The sequence below is a fragment of the Pseudooceanicola antarcticus genome, assembly GCF_900215355.1.
Classification (GTDB): Bacteria; Pseudomonadota; Alphaproteobacteria; order Rhodobacterales; family Rhodobacteraceae; genus Pseudooceanicola; species Pseudooceanicola antarcticus.
Map to the genome: position 1 here is coordinate 155,200 of NZ_OBEA01000006.1, position 17,490 is coordinate 172,689.

At 68.1% G+C, this 17,490-nt stretch carries 17 protein-coding genes; 7 read left to right on the forward strand and 10 right to left on the reverse strand.

The window, feature by feature from the left end; genetic code table 11:
• Positions 1-136 precede the first annotated feature (136 nt).
• The 4 genes from CRO50_RS15435 to CRO50_RS15450 all read right to left on the reverse strand — a co-directional run bounded on the left by CRO50_RS15435 (position 137) and on the right by CRO50_RS15450 (position 6,638).
• Positions 137-718: a DUF924 family protein gene (locus tag CRO50_RS15435; protein ID WP_097146824.1), complete on the reverse strand. Its 582-nt coding sequence runs from the start codon at positions 716-718 to the stop codon at positions 137-139.
• A gap of 102 nt (positions 719-820) precedes the next feature.
• Positions 821-2,086: an MFS transporter gene (locus CRO50_RS15440; RefSeq protein ID WP_097146825.1), complete on the reverse strand. Its 1,266-nt coding sequence runs from the start codon at positions 2,084-2,086 to the stop codon at positions 821-823.
• A gap of 74 nt (positions 2,087-2,160) precedes the next feature.
• A complete protein-coding gene (gene queA / locus CRO50_RS15445; RefSeq protein ID WP_097146987.1) occupies positions 2,161-3,213 on the reverse strand; it encodes a tRNA preQ1(34) S-adenosylmethionine ribosyltransferase-isomerase QueA in 1,053 nt (350 codons plus the stop codon).
• A 161-nt stretch (positions 3,214-3,374) separates the two neighbouring features.
• The gene (locus CRO50_RS15450) at positions 3,375-6,638 is read right to left on the reverse strand and encodes a YhdP family protein (protein WP_097146826.1); all 3,264 of its coding nucleotides are present in this window, start codon (positions 6,636-6,638) and stop codon (positions 3,375-3,377) included.
• 116 nt (positions 6,639-6,754) lie between these two features.
• Between CRO50_RS15450 and CRO50_RS15455 the strand changes: the two genes are divergently transcribed.
• From CRO50_RS15455 to CRO50_RS15470, 4 genes are all read left to right on the forward strand, one after another.
• Positions 6,755-7,216 carry a peroxiredoxin gene (locus CRO50_RS15455; RefSeq protein ID WP_097146827.1) on the forward strand — a complete coding sequence of 154 codons (462 nt, stop codon included), beginning with the start codon at positions 6,755-6,757 and terminating at the stop codon, positions 7,214-7,216.
• Positions 7,217-7,392: 176 nt separating this feature from the next.
• The gene (locus CRO50_RS15460) at positions 7,393-8,202 is read left to right on the forward strand and encodes a ferritin-like domain-containing protein (protein WP_097146988.1); all 810 of its coding nucleotides are present in this window, start codon (positions 7,393-7,395) and stop codon (positions 8,200-8,202) included.
• 214 nt (positions 8,203-8,416) lie between these two features.
• Positions 8,417-9,742, forward strand: a complete 1,326-nt coding sequence (locus CRO50_RS15465) for a M23 family metallopeptidase (RefSeq protein ID WP_097146828.1) — start codon at positions 8,417-8,419, stop codon at positions 9,740-9,742.
• Positions 9,732-10,253 carry a bactofilin family protein gene (locus CRO50_RS15470; RefSeq protein WP_097146829.1) on the forward strand — a complete coding sequence of 174 codons (522 nt, stop codon included), beginning with the start codon at positions 9,732-9,734 and terminating at the stop codon, positions 10,251-10,253. The genes CRO50_RS15465 and CRO50_RS15470 overlap by 11 nt, the downstream gene beginning before the upstream one ends.
• Before the next feature lie 150 nt (positions 10,254-10,403).
• On the opposite strand, the gene CRO50_RS15475 is transcribed toward CRO50_RS15470, so the two are convergent.
• From CRO50_RS15475 to CRO50_RS15490, 4 genes are all read right to left on the reverse strand, one after another.
• A complete protein-coding gene (locus CRO50_RS15475; protein WP_097146830.1) occupies positions 10,404-10,784 on the reverse strand; it encodes a hypothetical protein in 381 nt (126 codons plus the stop codon).
• 55 nt (positions 10,785-10,839) lie between these two features.
• Entirely contained in the window at positions 10,840-11,343 is a 504-nt protein-coding gene (locus tag CRO50_RS15480; protein WP_097146831.1) for a GNAT family N-acetyltransferase, read from the reverse strand.
• A gap of 81 nt (positions 11,344-11,424) precedes the next feature.
• A complete protein-coding gene (locus CRO50_RS15485; RefSeq protein WP_097146832.1) occupies positions 11,425-12,273 on the reverse strand; it encodes a DMT family transporter in 849 nt (282 codons plus the stop codon).
• 89 nt (positions 12,274-12,362) lie between these two features.
• Complete coding sequence (locus CRO50_RS15490; protein ID WP_097146833.1) at positions 12,363-12,947, reverse strand: HNH endonuclease; 585 nt, start codon at positions 12,945-12,947, stop codon at positions 12,363-12,365.
• 285 nt (positions 12,948-13,232) lie between these two features.
• On the opposite strand from CRO50_RS15490, the gene CRO50_RS15495 reads away from it, so the two are divergent.
• Entirely contained in the window at positions 13,233-13,664 is a 432-nt protein-coding gene (locus tag CRO50_RS15495) for a VOC family protein (protein ID WP_097146834.1), read from the forward strand.
• A gap of 155 nt (positions 13,665-13,819) precedes the next feature.
• Here CRO50_RS15495 and CRO50_RS15500 read toward each other — a convergent pair whose 3' ends face one another.
• Together CRO50_RS15500 and CRO50_RS15505 are read right to left on the reverse strand one after the other, a co-directional pair.
• Positions 13,820-14,485 carry an alpha/beta hydrolase gene (locus CRO50_RS15500; protein WP_097146835.1) on the reverse strand — a complete coding sequence of 222 codons (666 nt, stop codon included), beginning with the start codon at positions 14,483-14,485 and terminating at the stop codon, positions 13,820-13,822.
• Positions 14,482-15,102 carry a DNA-3-methyladenine glycosylase family protein gene (locus tag CRO50_RS15505; RefSeq protein WP_097146836.1) on the reverse strand — a complete coding sequence of 207 codons (621 nt, stop codon included), beginning with the start codon at positions 15,100-15,102 and terminating at the stop codon, positions 14,482-14,484. The genes CRO50_RS15500 and CRO50_RS15505 overlap by 4 nt, the downstream gene beginning before the upstream one ends.
• A gap of 227 nt (positions 15,103-15,329) precedes the next feature.
• Between CRO50_RS15505 and cobA the strand changes: the two genes are divergently transcribed.
• Together cobA and CRO50_RS15515 are read left to right on the forward strand one after the other, a co-directional pair.
• Positions 15,330-16,139: a uroporphyrinogen-III C-methyltransferase gene (cobA, locus tag CRO50_RS15510; protein WP_097146837.1), complete on the forward strand. Its 810-nt coding sequence runs from the start codon at positions 15,330-15,332 to the stop codon at positions 16,137-16,139.
• Between the two features lie 107 nt (positions 16,140-16,246).
• Complete coding sequence (locus CRO50_RS15515) at positions 16,247-17,476, forward strand: MFS transporter (protein ID WP_232617802.1); 1,230 nt, start codon at positions 16,247-16,249, stop codon at positions 17,474-17,476.
• The last annotated feature ends 14 nt before the right edge of the window (positions 17,477-17,490 follow it).

Consider the following 17,490-nt stretch of genomic DNA (forward strand, 5'->3'; position numbering starts at 1 on the left):
AGAGCCTATCCGCTGCCGCGCCCCTGTCAAAGGGCGCAAAGGTCGCGCGGCGAATCCCCGCCCGAAAAAGCAAAAACCCGGCACGCCAAGGCGGGCCGGGTTCGATCTTGTCGCAGGCTACTGCCGGGCCAGATGCTCAGCTCGCGGCGGCCTCGAGCTCTCGCATCGTGGCGCCGTAGCCGCCTTTCTCGAGATAGGCCGCCTCGGAGGCCGTGCCGCGTCGCTGCAGGGCCTCGTTGCGATAGGGGAAACGGCCGAACTTGCGGATCACCTCGCGGTGCGCCTTGGCATGGATCATGTTCGACGCGCCGCTGACCGGCATGCGCTCAGCCATCAGGCGCACGCAGCGATCCTGGTCGCAGAGGTTCTCGGAATGCATCATCGGCAGGTAGAAGAACTGCCGCGCGGGCTCGTCGATCTTCATGTCCCAGCCATGGTCCACGGACATCTTCGAGGCCGCCAGGGCGATCTTGTCGCTGGCAAAGGCCTTGGCCTGACCGCGGAACATGTTGCGCGGGAACTGGTCCATCAGGATGATATAGGCCAGCGCTCCGCTGGGATAGGTGAGCCACAGCCCGTAGGTGCCGTTCACTGCCGCTTGCCAGGCCTCTCCGAACGCGTCTCGGATCTGCTGGTCCAGGTCGTCGGAGCCCTTGTACCAGCCCGACGGGCCGACCTCGTCCAACCAGAAGGACAATACCTCTTCGGGGGCAATCATGGCTCTCTCCTCATTGCTGGCGATTGCGCCGTTTGCCCCAGTGTTACAAAGCTTTTACCGGAATGGAATGATGGATTTACCGCGCTTGCGCATTTCCGCGCGCTATGTCTCGCTTTCCTCGGCCGCGGCCTCTTCCGCGACCTCATATGCCCATTCCTGCGCCGCTTCGACCGCCACCGGGGTCGAGGACATGAAGACCGGCGCATAGGCCCCGGTATCCTCGGAGGCGACGGAAGGACGCTGGGTCATCCGGTAGAAGGCGTAACCCGCGGTCGCCAGCAGCAGCACCGCGATGAAGAGGAAGAAGCCCCCCGGCCCCGCCAGGGTCATGGCGTAACCGGTCAGGATCGGGCCGCCGATGGCGCCGAGGCCGTTGACGAACATCATCCCCGCGCTGCCCGCCGCCATCTGGTCATGCTCCAGCAGGTCGTTGAGATAGGCCAGCAGCAGCGAATAGAGCGGGTTGGTCATGCCGCCGATGAACAGCGCCGCCACCAGCAGCGCCACGTAGCTCTCGCCCAGCATCCAGCCGATGCCCGCGCCGACGCCGCCGATGATGGCCTCGATGGCGATCAGCAGACGCCGGTCCATGCGGTCCGACAGCCACCCCAGCGGGAAGAGCGACAGTACCGCGCCGAGGTAGAACATGGTGATGAAGAGCGAGATCTGCGGCAGGGTCAGCCCCGCCTGGGTGCCGAAGACCGCCGCCATGCCGAACTGCGCCGAGAAGGCGCCGCCGACCAGGAAGACCCCGACCAGGCTCAGCGGCGAGGTCTGGAACAGCTCCTTAAGCGACATTGGCCGGGTCGTCTCGAAGGCCGGTGTCGGAGAGATCGACAGCAGGATCGGCGCGAAGGAGATCGAAACCAGGATCGACGGCACGATGAACAGGATGAAGCCCGCCGGGTCGCCAAGCAGCAGGATGCCCTGCGCGGCCATGATCCCCAGCACCTGCACGATCATGTAGAGCGCCAGCGACTTGCCCCGGTTCTCGTTGCTGGCGGCATTGTTCAGCCAGCTCTCGGCGGTGACGTAGACGCCCGAGAAGCAGAAGCCGATGATCACCCGCTCGATCGACCAGGCCCAGGGGTTGGGATAGGCGGGGTAGAGGATCAGCACCGCTGAGATGAACGAGCCGAGCGCCGCGAAGACCCGCACGTGGCCGACCCGCCGGATCATCTCGGGCGCCAGGCGCGAGCCGCCGAGGAAACCCGCGAAATAGGCCGACATGACCAGCGACATCTCGAAGGTCGAGAAGCCCTCGATCTCGCCACGCACACCCAGCAGGGTGCCCTGCAGGCCGTTGCCAAGCATAAGGAGCATAAGTCCGAGCAATAGGGCCCAGGAGGTTCCGAGAACCTGAAGCATGGTGCGTCTCCTCGATCGCGGGTGGTCAGGGGGCGGACGTTCGGGGCAGCCCGTGCTGCCCCATGGATTTCACGTCAGGGCTGCGGGATCAACAGCGAGGCATCACCATAAGAGAAAAAGCGGTATTTCTCTTCGATGGCATGGGCATAGATCTGCCGGATGGCCTCGGGGCCCATGAGGGCAGAGACCAGCATCATCAGGGTCGACTTGGGCAGGTGGAAATTGGTCATGAGGGCATCTGCCACGGCGAAGGTGAAGCCGGGGTAAATGAAGATATCCGTCTCGCCGCGCCAGGGCGCGATGGCGCCGCTCTCGCGGGCCGCGCTTTCGATCAGGCGCAGCGCCGTGGTGCCGACGGGGATGACCCTGCCACCGGCGGCCTTGGTGGCGGCGATCTCGGCGGCGGCGGTCTCGGTCACCTCGCCCCATTCGGCATGCATCTTGTGGGTGGTCACGTCCTCGACCTTCACCGGTAGGAAGGTGCCGGCACCCACGTGCAGGGTGACATGGGTGAAGGCGATGCCGCGCGCGGCCAGCCGCGCCAGCAGCTCTTCGTCGAAATGCAGCGAGGCGGTCGGCGCCGCCACGGCGCCCGAGTTCTGGGCCCAGACCGTCTGGTAATCCTGCTTGTCCTGCTCATCGGGCGCACGCAGCGCGGCGATATAGGGCGGCAGGGGCATCTGCCCGGCCTCGGCAAGCGCGCTGTCGAAATCCCCCTCCGCCTCGAAGCGCAGCAGGGCCTGGCCCTCTTCGCGGCTCTCGACCCTGGCCGAAAGGCGCTCGGTGAAGCGGATGACCTCGCCGTCGCGCACCTTCTTCAGCGGCTTCAGCAGGGCGGCCCAGGTGCCCTCGGCGCGGGGTTCCAGCAGGGTGACCTCGATCCGTGCCTCGGTCTCGCCCTGCTCCGAGCTGCGGCGGCGCAGGCCCGAGAGCCGGGCCGGGATCACCTTGGTGTCGTTCAGCACCAGCCGGTCGCCGGGGCGCAGGAAATCTCCCAGGTCGCGCACCACCGCATCGCGGATCGTCTCACCCTCGGCCACCAGCAGACGGGCCGAGCTGCGCGGGCGCGCGGGCCGCGTGGCGATCAGCCCCTCGGGCAGGTCGAAATCGAAGTCGGACAATTGCACGGCAAACCCCCGGAACACTCAGGCAAACTTGGCGCTCCGCTACACCTTCCCGCAGGGCGCCGCAACACCTGCAAGGCCGCACGCCGCCGGTGTCCGCTGGCCCCCTGCCTCCCGCTCCCCGCCCGCAGGGCACGCGCGGATGCCGGCCAAGGTGCCATGGCCTATTGGCCGCCCGGCACCTGGCGGCGGAAGATCTCGCGGAACATCCCCGGTGTCAGCACCGACAGCGGGTTCACCCGCACCTTCGGCGCCGAGGCCGGCCCGTCCAGCCGGTAGCTGAACCCGATGAGCCCCTCGCCTTTGCGGGTCAGCACCGAACCGATGCCGTTCAGCAGGTAGACCGGGGAAAACACGCCCTGCATCTGCAGGCGGTCCTGCTTCAGGTCATAGAGCCCGTCCAGGGATATCCCCATCGAGGCCCCGACCGCCGAGGCTTGAGAAACCCTGAGCACACCGGGCGAGAGAGAGAAATCGGCCTCGACATCGCTGAACAGGATACCGGGGCCCGAGAGCTGCTCCAGCAGGCCCACGATCGACAGCGCATTGAGGATCTCAGCGATGGCGGGGGCCTCGCGGATGCGGATGTCGGTGATCTCGAGGTGGCCGGTGTAGTGGCCCGGCGCGCCGGTCGGGGTCATGTCCAGCACCATGCTCCCGCCGCTGCCCTGCTTGAGATACCCGGCCGAGGCCAGTGCTCCGCTGGCGTCGGCGGCTTCGATACGCAGGCCGCGCGGGCTCCAGATGCCGTTGACGCTGGCGCCGCCGTTGATCTGCCCCGAGAAGCGCAGCGCGCCGCCCCCGGCGGGCTGGCCGCGGAAATTGGTCAGGCTCAGCCCCTCGCTGACCACCAGCCGGTCAAGCACCAGCGAGGCCGGCAGCTTGCCACCGCTCGACAGCGCCGGCATCTGCGACAGGGTCACCCGCCCGCCGGTGATCTCGAGCGCCATCTCGCCGCCTGCCGCGGGGCGCATGCGGACCGAGACATCCAGCCAGCCGCCCGCCTTCAGGCGCTGCAGTGTCAGCGCCTCGAGCCCGCCGCCCTCGGTGGCCGTCAGCCCGCCCGCAAGCTCCAGCCCCGGCGCCTCCAGCGCGAAGCTGTCGATCTTGATCTCGGGACCGATGCGGCCCTCGGCGCGCAGGCGGCCGCGGGTGGCGGGGGCCAGAGAAAAATCCAGCGCCGGGATCGACAGGCCCAGGCCGGCAAGGTCGCTCTCCAGCCGGAAGCCGATATCCTCGGCCCCATGCAGCACCAGCGCCAGGTCCGCCGTGCCGCGTCCCGAGAGCGTGCCCTCGGGCAGGCGCAGACCGAAGGAACTGGCGGCCTCGGCGTCCAGCACGATGCGGGTCTGTACCTCGGCCGGCGCGGCCCCGGTGCCGAAGCGGGCATCGAAGCGGCCATCGAAGCCCAGACCGTCCAGCGTCCCCTGCCCCGCGACCTCGATCCGCTGCTTGTTGCCGCTGATCTCGAGGGCCTCGGCCTGCAGGACCCGGCCCGGCACCAGGCTGCGGCTTTCCACGTCCTCGACCCGCGCCGCATAGCTGACCGAGATCGCCTCGGGGGGCGGTTTCTTCATCAGCGGGAACTGGACCTGGGCGGTCAGCAGGCTGTCTCCGTCGGCCATCTCGGGGTCCTGCCCGGCCTTGGAGAGCAGGTTCAGCGGTGCCTGGTCGAGCAGCAGCAGCACGTCGCGCAGCGCCCCCTTGGCGCGCAGCGATAGATCGGCATCGGCGGGTTTCGGGCGGGTATCCGGCACGGTGAAGCTGGTGCCCGCCATGTCCAGAACACCGCCGCCGGGCACATTGACCAGGCCCGCCTCGGATTGCACCACGAAACGGTGGCCGTCGATCGAGGCATGGCCGCGGGCCCCGCGTACCGGCGGCATGTCGGGCAGGAAGGTCAGCGTCGTGTCCTCGAAGTCGAAGCCCAGTTGCAGCTCGGGCTTGCTGCCCTCGCTGGCGCGCAGACCGAATTGCAGGTGCGACAGCCCCCCTTCCAGCAGGTTCTTCGACACCCAGCCCCGCGTCTTGGGCTTGGCCATGGGCGGCCAGAACCCCAGCACGTCATCAGGCGAAAGCGTCGGGGAGCCATCGGCGGGATCGGCCAGCCGTCCCGCAAGTCCCAGCTCCCAGCCCTCGGCGGCTTCCATCCAGCCCGACAGGTGCAGCGCATGCCCGCCCTCCGACAGGGTCAGCTCTCCCAGTTCCAGCACGAAGGGATCGACGGCCAGGCGCAGCTCGGCCTCGGCACGGCCGATGCGCAGCGCGGCGGCGAAGAGGTCTCCGGGATTGGCGACGATTTCGGTGGCCGAAAGCTGGCCGGTCATCTCGACGCCGCCGCCGGGGCCCAGGCCAAGGCGGAAGGCACCCTCGGCCAGCAGGCTGACCCATTGGCTCTGCACCGAAAGCTCGGTGAAGCGCAGCATCTGGTTGGCCGGGTTGAAGGAGAAATAGCTGCGCGCCGCATCGAAGGGGATCGGGCGGGTCTCGTCGGAAGGCCGCAGCACCCCGGCGCCGATCTGCAACGTCGCATAGAGCGGCCCAAGCGCCCCCGCCTCGTCCACGGACAGCCGCAGCGCGCCCGAGAGCGGCGCCCTCAGAACGCCCAGCCAGGCCAGCGCGGCGCTCTGGGTTGCCAGCTCTTCCGAGGGCATGTCCTCGACCGAGAACTGGAAGTCGCCCGAGCGGCTGTCCAGCGCGGAGCTGTAGCTGCCGCGCAGCAGCGTGGCATAGCTGCGCCCGCCCAGCACCGAGACATCGCCGCGGATCACCAGCCGTTCGCCCTCGCGTTCCAGCACCAGGCGGCCGCCGTCGGCCGACCAGCGGCGCCCGACGCGGGCGTCCTCGTAGACCAGGGTCAGGCCCAGCCCCTCGATGCGTCGCAACCCTTCCAGCTCGGGGCGGCGCAGGGCGGCCTTGAGCTCTGCCATGGCATCGCCAAGAGAGCGGTCCCCCTCGGGCGCGCGGCCGATGAGGTCGAAACTGCCGTCGGCGCGTCGCTTGAGGCGCAGCTGCGCCCCGGTGACGGTGACCTCGCGCGGCTCGACCCGTCCGGCCAGCAACGCCCGCCCGCTGAGCCGCGCCGTGCTCTGATCCAGTTGCAGCCGGGCACCGCTGACCGGCAGGGTCAGGCGCAGGTTGTCGAGGCGGAAGCGTGGCTGCCAGCGCTCCTCGAAGACCACAGAAAGCGCGTCGAAGGACACACCCAGGCCAGGGCTCTGTGCCTCGATGCGCTCCGCCACGCGGGTGCGCAGCCAGTCCGGCGCGGGGATCGGATCGCTCGACATCAGCAGCCTGCCCGCCCAGAGCAGAGCGGCCAGCAGCACCAGGGCCGCAAGGAAGCCCGTCAGCCGCAGCGCTGCCCGCAGGGGTCGGCGCCTGCGTCCGGGGGACGGCGCGCCGGTCGAGCTGGGCTGGGGGTCTTTCATCTGGGTCCTGTCATCGAAACACGCGCACCGAAGCGATCGCGGATTTTCATTCTGCGTTGCCGCGGCCTAATATGGAAGCCAACAGCGACAGGCAAGAAAGGTCACGCCCCATGACAATGCTCTCGGAAGGCAGCCCCGCCCCCGATTTCACCCTCCCCGGCACCGGCGGCGACGCGGTGACGCTCTCGGCCCTGCGGCCCGCTCCGGTAGTGCTGTTCTTCTATCCCAAGGACGACACCCCCGGCTGCACCACAGAGAACAAGGATTTCACCACCCTCGCGCCCGAGTTCGCCAAGGCCGGTGCGCGGGTGCTGGGGATCAGCAAGGACCCGCTCTCGAAGCACGAGAAGTTCCGCGCCAAGCACGAGCTGGCGACCGAGCTGCTGTCCGATGCCGAGGGCACGGTCTGCGAGGACTACGGTGTCTGGAAGGAAAAGAAGATGTACGGCAAGACCTTCATGGGGATCGAGCGCACCACGGTGCTGATCGGTGCCGATGGCAAGGTGGTGAAGATCTGGCCCAAGGTGAAGGTCGCGGGCCATGCCGAGGAAGTGCTGAAGGAAGTGCAGGCTCTCTAGCCGACGCCATTCCCCGCACGCCAGGCCCGCGCCACAGGCCCGGCCAGGGGCGCGCCTTTCGCACGATGCGCCGGGGGCCCCGCCCCCCGCCTTCTCGGGGGCTCGATGCCCCTGCGAAGGCGCTCCCCCGGCCTCTGGCGCGGCCACCCGACAGAATGACCATCGGCGGAGAAGCCATGACCACATTGACCGAAATGGCCGTCGAGGTGCTGAGCACCGCCGATGGCCGCGCCAAGACCGCGCTCTCGCACAAGCATGCGGCCACCTGGTTCGCGGCCCGCGCCGCGGGCGAAGAGATCCCGCTGGGCGATGCCAGGCCGCCCCTGCGCCCGGCCCGGCCCGAGCGGCCCGAGCTGCTTGATCCGCGCGAGGTGCCGCGCCGCCGCCCCGGCTCGGAGCAAGGCCGCATCGCGATCCTGCATGCCGTGGCCCATATCGAGCTCAACGCCGTCGACCTGCATTGGGACCTCGTGGCGCGCTTTCCCCATGTCTCCTTCCCGCCCGGCTTCTACGACGATTGGGTCAAGGCGGCGGATGAGGAGAGCAAGCACTTCAACCTGATCTGCGACTGCCTGGAGAGCCTCGGCTCGCACTACGGTGCCCTGCCCGCCCATGCGGGCATGTGGCGCGCCGCCGAGGATACCGTAGACGACATCTTCGGCCGTCTCGCGGTGGTGCCCATGGTGCTCGAGGCCCGCGGCCTCGACGTGACGCCCAACATGATCGAGGTCTTCCGCAAGGCAAAGCTCGAGAATGTCGTCGAGGCGCTGGAGGTCATCTACGGCGAAGAGGTGGGCCATGTCGCCTATGGCTCGAAGTGGTTCCACTTCCTCTGCGGGCGCGACAACCTCGATCCGAAACCGCAGTTCCACGCCCTGGTGCAGCGCTATTTCCACGGTGCCCTGAAGCCGCCCTTCAACGAAGAGAAACGCGCCGAGGCCGGTCTGCCGCCGGATTTCTACTGGCCGCTGGCGGGCGAGAGCTGAGCTCAAGGCGCAGGCATCCGCGCCTGCGCCCCCCTGCTCGAATGGACATTTTTCGGCGGTTTCTCGCCAGATCCGCCATTTTTCGCGCAGCTCCCATGGGCAGCGGGACAAATATATTGCCCCGCTTGGTTGGCACGGGTAACTGATTGCAAGCGCCTGAGGTGGGGACCTCGTTGCCGGGCGCCAGGATGGGACGAAGAGGGATCGGGACCCCGTGAGAACCAGACTAGCAATTCGCACTCACGCGTTTCTGGAACGCAATTTTCCCGAGCGCCGGGTCTTCCTGCGTTCGGACAATGACACGCGTTTCATCCGGCTGCGGCCTGTCACGCAGATCATTGCCGCCGCCGGGGGCACCATGATCGTCTCCTGGACGATCATCGCCACGGCGATCCTGCTGATGGACAGCATCGGCTCCGGCAACTACCGCGAACAGGCCCTGCGCGATCAGGAAACCTACCGCGAGAGCCTGAACTCCATGGCCGCCGAGCGCGACCTGCGCGAGCAGGAGGCCCTGGCCGCCCAGGACCGTTTCAACGCCGCGCTCGATCGCATCTCGGCGATGCAGACCGAGCTGCTGCAATCCGAGGCGCGCCGCCGCGAGCTGGAGACCGGGATCGACGTGATCCAGGCGACGCTGCGCAAGACCCTCAAGGAACGCGACACCACCCGGCAGGAACTGCTGGCCCTGCAGGCGCCCTCCGAGAACGGTGAGCGCGAACCGCTGCCGGCCTATGCCGAGGATACGCTCAACGTGCTGACCGCGGCCCTGTCGGAGACCGCCGCCGAGCGCGACCAGACCGAGGTCCACGCCCAGGACGCCCTGGCCCAGGCCGACGAGATGGCCGAGCGCATCGCGCTGATGGAAGACCAGAACGACGCCATCTTCCGTCAGCTTGAAGAAGCCATGACCGTCTCGGTCGAGCCGCTGGACAAGATGTTCCGCGCCGCCGGGATGAACACCAACACCCTGATCGACCAGGTGCGCCGGGGCTACACGGGCCGTGGCGGCCCGATGACCCCGATCTCCTTCTCGACCATGGGCGAGCTGCCCTCGCCCGACGCCGAGCGCGCCAATGCGATCCTGCAGCGCCTGGAAGAGCTGGATCTGTATCGTATCGCCGCCGAGAAGGCGCCTTTCGCCAACCCGGTGAAATCGCGCTTCCGCTATTCCTCGGGCTTCGGCACCCGCCGCGACCCCAAGACCGGCGGCATTCGCCAGCACTACGGCACCGACATGGCCGCCCCCGTGGGCACGCCGCTCTACGCGGCCGGCGACGGCGTGGTCACCCATGCCGGCTGGTCCTCGGGCTATGGCCGGCTGGTGAAGATTAAGCATGATTTCGGCTTCGAGACCCGCTACGCCCACATGTCCCGCCTCGGCGTGAAAGTCGGGCAAAGGGTCTCGCGCGGGGAACGTATCGGTGATATGGGAGCTTCCGGACGTGTGACGGGCCCCCACCTTCACTATGAAATCAGAATGGGCGGCAAGCCCGTAAACCCGATGATCTATATCAAGGCGGCAAGAGATGTTTTCTAAGAGCAAGATCAACGAACCCGGTCCGAAGACCACCGAGAACACCACGCCGGCTCCTGCTGAGACGGCCACCAAGACGACGGCACCCAGCATGGATTTCAAGAGCTCCGCTCCCAAGGCGAAACCCCCGGCATCGGTCCTTTCCTCGGATCTGCACATCACCGGCAACATCAAGACCACCGGTGACATCCAGGTCGAGGGCACGATCGAGGGCGACATCCGCGCGCATCTGCTGACCGTTGGCGAAGGCGCGACGATCCGCGGTGAAGTCACCGCCGACGACGTGGTGATCAACGGCCGCATCATCGGCCGCGTGCGTGGCCTGAAGGTCCGCCTGACCTCGACCGCCCGCGTCGAAGGCGACATCATCCACAAGACCATCGCCATCGAGAGCGGCGCCCACTTTGAAGGCTCCGTGCAGCGCCAGGACGACCCGCTGTCGCCTGGTGGCAGCAAGGCTCCGGCGAAGAAGCCCGCCGCGGCCCCCGCTGCAACAGAGACCGCCGGCAAGTAAGCCCGTCTCGCCCCCCGAATGCGAAACGCCCCCGCAGGATTTGCGGGGGCGTTTTCGTTTGTGGTGCCAGCAAGGGGCAGGCGTCAGGTCGCGGGGCGTTCAGATGAAGGGGCCTCCGGTGCGCCGGGGGGACGGGTCCCCCGCCCGTCGTCAGGGCGTGGTCACCGTGCACGGGCCCCAAAGCGACACCCCGCCACCCTTCCAGTTGAGGTGGATCGTCGCCGAGCCGCGCTCGTTGAGATAGATCATGTCGGCGTCTTCGCCTTCCAGAACCATGGGGATGTTCACCGCCTGCTCGCTGACTTTCACCGGCCCGCGCAGCTCGATGGTCTTCTTGCCGAAAGTCAGCAGTTCTTCCTGCGGATTCCAGTTCAGCAGGAAGGTGCCTCGGGTGGTTTTGAAGGAGCACTCGAGAAGATCTCCCTCGGTATAGGTCTGTGCCAGGATGGGGGATGCCGAAACCAGGCAGGCTGTAACTGACAGGAGGCCGACGAGCGCCCGGAGTGTCGGGCGCGGTCCTTCGAAATTCATTGTGGTAACCTTGTAGAACCAATCCGCCCCTTCGTAACGGGGCCCGAAGTGCGGATCAAGAATCCTCATGTACAACTGCGACCTTAGGTGGGGTCTGAAGCCGAAACTTGAGGAACTGAGCCCCGGCCAGATCTACTTTTCCGATTTCCTGCGCGCCAAGTCGCGCCAGTGCCCCGAAGTGGCGGCGCGACGGCGGCAGCAGGAAGGTGACATAGGGGATCGACGGATCGTCGCGGGCCAGGTCCAGCGCCCTGCGGGCGATGACCAATCCCAGGCCGAAGGCCTCCGGGCGCAGGACCAGACCGAAGTCCCATTCCTCGCCCTCCTTCTGGAAACCGCCCCAGCCGACGTAGACGCCATCGGCCAGGATGGCCCAATGGCCCAGCCCGTCCCGCGCCCAGATCGCCTCTTTCGCCACCACGAAGCGCTGCGCCGTCTCTAGATCCCAGTCGCCGGTCAGCAGCGGCATATGCTCGGCCACGCGCGGGTCGGACATGTGATCGCGGATCGTCTCGGCAGGCACCTCGGAGAGGCGGGTGAAGGTGATCTCGGGCGGCAAGGCTGGGTCTCCGTTTGGCCGGCAGACCCTGCCCCGAGGTTTCCCTTACGACAACCGCCTGCGGCGACGCTCACGCAAACGTCAACCGCGACGGCCGGTCCCGCCGGTCAGGCCGAGCGCGATGCCGCCCAGGATCATCGCCGCCGAGACCACGGCCAGCCCGCCTATCGCCTCGCCCAGCAGGAGCGCGGCCAGCGCCAGTGCGAGCACCGGCACCGAGAGCTGCGCCAGCGCGCCGCGCGAGGCCCCGAGCGCCGGCAGCAGCGCATACCACAGCGCATAGCCAAGCCCCGAGGTGACAGCGCCCGAGAGCACCGCCAGCCCGATGCCCGCCCAGCTGGCCGGGGTGCCGTCCGGCCAGAGCGGCAGCACGACCAGCATCAGCGGCAGGCAATAGAGAAAGTTCCAGGCGGTTGCCGCCAGCGGGTCGCCCGCCCGTCGTCCCCGCAGCGAATAGATCCCCCAGCCGAGGGCCGCCAGCCCCATGGAGGCAAGCGCAAACGGGGCGATATGCAGCTCTCCGCCCGGCAGGCTGAGCACCGCCAGCCCCGCCATCGACAGCGCCATGCCCAGCCAGCGACGCGGCGCGGGCCTGTCGCCCTCGATCACCGCACCGAGGAACATGGTCAGTTGCACCCCGCCGAAGAGCACCAGAGCCCCCAGCCCCGCGTCCATCGAGACATAGGCGAAGGAAAAGCCCAGCATGTAGGCGGCAAGTCCCAGCACGGACCAGGGTTCGGGCCGCGGCAGATCGGGCCAGCGCCCTTGCCGCAGGCAGAGCAGCGACAGAAGCACCAGCGCACCGGAGCCCACGCGGATCGCGGCAAAGCTCGCCGGCCCGATGGCGGCCTCGGCCAGCGCCAGGCGGTTCAGCAGGGAGTTGGCGGCAAAGGCCAGCATGGCCAGGCCAGTCAGAAGCAGAAGACGCATGGGGCCTCGCGGGTCGGAACCGGCGCGATGCTAGGCGCTGCGGACCGGAACGGAAAGCCCTGCCTGCACGCGGTGTCGCGCAGCGGGTCTCAGGCCTCCAGCTCGGCGTCCCAGTAGAGGAAGTCCAGCCAGCTCTCATGCAGGTGGTTGGGCGGGAACTTGCGGCCCATGTTGCGCAGCTCGTCGGCCGAGGGGGGTCGCGGCGGCTTGCGCAGCGCCATCCCCGCCCGGCGCAGGCTCTTGGAGCCCTTGCGCAGGTTGCAGGGCGCGCAGGCGGCCACGACATTCTCCCAGCTGGTGATGCCCCCGCTGGCGCGCGGCACCACGTGATCGAAGGTCAGATCCCCCTTGGCGCCGCAGTACTGGCAGCAGAATTCGTCCCGCAAGAAAAGATTAAAGCGCGTGAAGGCCACGCGCTTTTGGGGTTTGACATAATCTTTCAGGACGACAACCGAGGGGATGCGTATCTCGGTACTGGGGCTTCGGACCCATTGGTCGTATTCGGCGACGATCTCGACCCTGTTGAGCCAGGCGGCCTTGATGGCTTCCTGCCAGGGCCAGAGCGACAGGGGATAATAGGACAGCGGCCTGTAGTCGGCGTTCAGCACCAATGCCGGGTGCTGCTTGAGAGCGGCCGGCTCTCTCACGAATTCACGTCTGAAGTCTCCGTCCATCTGCGTTGCGCTCCTGCCTGCCTGCCGTCGACGGCACCGAGGCGGGGACCCCCACCCCAATGACCAGATTGCTTTCTTCGACTATATATCGCGTCAGGGACCTGACAAGCCCCATCATATGCAAGTCTACCGCCAAAGCCCTACCCGCACAGCGTAACGCTGAAATGACAAACATCGGCCCCGCGCCCGAGACCTGCGGCGCGGGGCGCGGCTTGCCGCCGATCTGCGCCGCGCACCGCGCTTGGCGAACGCCCGGCCCGTGCTATCCTCACTTACATGCAACAGATGCCCCAGCAGACCCCGGCCCCGCCCCGCGCGCCACTGGAATGCGCACTCTATGCCTCGAACCTCGCCGAATGCGCCGCCTTCTACGCCGGGGTATTGGGGCTGGAAGAGATAGCCAGGGTCGAGGAGCGGCATCACTTCTTCCGCCTGGGCGAGGTCGTGCTGCTGCTCTTCTCGCCCGAGGCCACGCTGCTCGGCTCGTCCAACCCGTCGTTGCCGGTGCCGCCCCATGGCGCAACGGGTGCAGGCCATCTCTGCTTCTCGGCCACCGCCGCAGAGATCCATGCCTGGAAGGACCACCTCGAGGCCCAGGGTGTTCCGGTCGAGGCCGATTTCCACTGGCCCAACGGTGCCCGCTCGATCTATTTCCGCGATCCGGCGGGCAACTCCCTTGAGTTCGCAGAGCCGCGCCTCTGGTTCCCCGAGACGTAGGCCACACCCCCGCGCAGCCTGCCACGGCGCAGACAGCAGCCATGGCGCCGGAATGAAAAAGGGGCCCGCACTCCCGCGCCCCTTTACCTATCCGACGGCTGAAAATACTGCGGGGGAATCTCCGGCACGGAGATGGGGGCAGAGCCCCCTGCCCGTCAGAAGCCGCATTTGTCCCGCATGAAGGCCAGCGCCACGGAGAGCCCGTCCGGCGCGATGCCATGGGCGGTGCCCTTCATGATATGTGCGAAGACCTCCTTGAAGCCGGCCTCCTGCAGCGCCTCGGCGGCCAGCGGCAGGCTCTGCGGCGGCACCACGTCGTCTTCATCCCCATGCACCAGCAGCACCGGCATCTTCGAGACCACCTCGTCGGGCAGCAGCTCGGGGCGCAGCAGGCGGCCCGAAAAGCCCACGATACCCGCCACGGGATCCTCGCGGCGGGGTGCGACGTGCAGCGACATCATGGTGCCCTGCGAGAAGCCGAAAAGGCAGACCTGTTCCGGCAGCAGGTCCTCGTCGACCATGAAGGCATCAAGGAAGGCGTCCAGGTCCTGGGCGGCGGCGAGCAGCCCGCGCTCGGCCTCTTCCTCGGAGGAGCCGTCGATCCAGGGGATCGGGAACCACTGGTAGCCCATGGGCGCGCCGGGCACGCTTTCAGGCGCATCGGGGGCCACGAACATCGTGTCGGGCAGATGTTCGGCCAGCGGATCGGCAAGACCCAGCAGGTCGGCGCCATTGGCGCCATAGCCATGCAGGAAGACCACCGCAGAGCGGGTCTCCCCCGACAGCGGTGCCCGCTTCTCGGCATTCAGTACTCTTGTCATGTCACCCCTTCCCGCTTCTTCTCTTGCGCGTAATAGGCCCAGAGCAGCCGCGCCGCGACGCCCCGCCAGGGCGACCAGGCCTCCGCCATCTGCCTGAGCCCGGCCTCCTTCGGCCGTTCGGACAAGCCGTAAAGGAGCCGCGTGGCCTCCTGCAAGGCCAGATCGCCCGCCGGGAAGATATCGGCGCGGCCCAGGGCGACGGTGCCATAGATCTCGGCCGTCCAGCGGCCGATCCCCGGCAGGGCCACGAGACGGGTAATGACCTCTTCATCGGGCAGCGTCTCGAGCGCGGCGAAATCCACCCCGGTGCCAGCCAGCGCCAGGGCATAGCGGATCTTGGGCCGCGACAGGCCGCAGGCGCGCAGCCCCTCCTCTCCGGCAGCCAGGATCGAGGCCTCCTGCGTCAGCCCCGCCGCCTCGAGCCGGGCCCAGATCGCCGCCGCCGAGGCGGTCGAGACCTGCTGGCCGACGATCGCCTGCAGAAGCGTGGCAAAGCCCGGCGGACGACGCCTGAGCGGCGGCAGCGGTGCAGCGATCCGCGCCATCGCCGGGTCCTGCCCCGCCAGCCACGAGGCCCCTCTGGCGAGGGTCCGGATATCAGAGAGGATCTCGGCCATGGGGGCTCCGGCTTGGGTCGCGCGCCATCCTAGCGGGCGCGCGGGTGGTGGCAATGGGCCCCGCCCGGCAGAGCGGCTGTTTCGCCCGGCGCGCATCTTGCAGAGAGATCGCCCTGAGCACCGCGCGCGAAGAGAACGGCGTTTCAGGCAAATGCCCCTCGGGCGGCGATAATCCTTAATCTGCGCGGGCTCTACACTCTGGCCGCGGCAGGGGGCATATTGCGCGGATGAACGACAAGACCCCACAACCTCCGGGCCTCCCGCCCTCCGATTGGCCCGAGCTGCAACCCGGCTGGGTCTGGCTTTGCGGCGCCGGCCCCGGTGATCCGGGGCTGATGACCCTGCATGGGCTGAACGCGCTGCGGCAGGCGGATGTGGTGGTGCATGATGCGCTGGTCTCGGACGCGATCCTCGACTGGGCGCCCCAGGCCGAGAAGATCTTCGCCGGCAAGCGCGGCGGCAAGCCTTCGGCGAAGCAGAGCGACATCTCGCTGCGGCTGGTCGAGCTCGCCTGCGAGGGCAAGCGGGTGCTGCGGCTGAAGGGCGGAGACCCATTCGTCTTCGGGCGCGGCGGCGAAGAGGCGCAGACGCTGGTGCAGCACGGGGTGCCCTTCCGCATCGTGCCCGGCATCAGCGCGGGCATCGGCGGGCTGGCCTATGCCGGCATCCCCGTCACCCACCGCGAGTTCAACCAGTCCGTCACCTTCGTCACAGGCCATGACCAGAGCGGAGAGACCCCCTCTTCGCTGGACTGGGAAGCCCTGGCGCGCGGCTCGCAGGTGCTGGTGATCTACATGGGAATCAAGCATGCCCGCGTGATCGCCGATGCACTGCTGGCGGCAGGCCGGGCGGCGGAAGAGCCGGTGGCGGTGGTCAGCAATGCCACCCTGCCCGGCCAGCAGGTTATGGAGACCACCCTGGCGCAGCTGGCCGATGACCTCGACCGCTCGGGCATCGAGCCGCCGGCGATCCTTTGCGTCGGGCGCAACGTTGCGATGCGGCAGATCCTCGACTGGCAGGGGCTGCAGGCGGGCTAGGCCGCCCCGCGCGGACTGCACAACCGGCACGGCGGTCGCGCGCCCCCGCGACGCTTCTGCCTCTTGTCGGCCCCCCTGCCGCGCGCTAACGCGGGGGAATGAGTGAAATGACCGCCCCTCCCGCTTCCGACAGCCGCGCGCGCGGCAATGTCATCGTGCTCTTCCTGGCCAACGCCCTGCTGGGCGCCCAGATGCCGATGATCTTCACCATCGGCGGGCTGGCGGGGCAAAGCCTGTCGCCCAATCCCTGCCTGGCCACCATGCCGATCTCGATGATCGTGCTGGGCTCGATGCTCTCGGCCACGCCGGTCTCGGGCATCATGCAGCGCTACGGGCGGCGTGTGGGCTTCAGCATCGGCTCGGCCTTCGGCGCCCTCGGCGCGCTGGTCGCGGCCTACGGGCTGTTCCAGCAGAGCTTCGGGATCTTCCTGCTGGGCTCTCTTTTCACCGGCACCTACATGTCGACCCAGGGTTTCTTCCGCTTCGCCGCCACCGACACCGCCAGCCCCAAGTTCCAGCCCAAGGCGATCTCCTACGTCATGGCCGGCGGGCTGATCGCGGCGCTCCTGGGGCCGCAGCTCGGCAAGTTGACCAATGACGCGCTGGTGGTGCCCTTCATGGGCACCTACCTGCTGGTCATGGCGCTGAACCTCGCCGGGCCCATCCTGTTCTCTTTCCTCGACATTCCGCGCCCCGAGCGCCCCGAGACCGGCGAGGACGCCCCGAAGGGCCGCAACCGCTGGCAACTGCTGACCACGCCCCGCATCCTGGTGGCGGTGATCTGCGGCATGGTCTCCTATGCGCTGATGAACCTGGTGATGACCTCGACCCCGCTGGCGGTGGTGGGCTGCGGCTTCGACAAGTCCAACGCCGCCGATGTGGTCAGCGCCCACGTGCTGGCCATGTATGTGCCCAGCTTCTTCACCGGCCACCTGATCGCCCGTTTCGGGGTCGAGAAGGTCATGGGCGCGGGCCTGCTGATCCTTGCCGGGGCCGGCGCCGTGGCGCTGCAGGGCGTCGAGCTGGAGAATTTCTTTGGCGCGCTTGTCCTTCTGGGGCTCGGCTGGAACTTCGGCTTCATCGGTGCCACCTCGATGCTGGCCCAGAGCCACACCAAGGCCGAGCGCGGCCGCATGCAGGGTCTGAACGACCTGATCGTCTTCGGCGGCGTCACCTGCGCCTCCTTCGCCTCGGGCGGGCTGATGAATTGCTCGGGTGCCTCCGCCGCGGCCGGTTGGAGCGCCGTGAACCTCGCAATGGCGCCGCTGCTGGTGCTGGCGGGTGGCGCGCTGATCTGGCTGGTGCTACGACCGAAGGATCAGACGGCGGGCGCCTGAGACCTGCCGCGGCA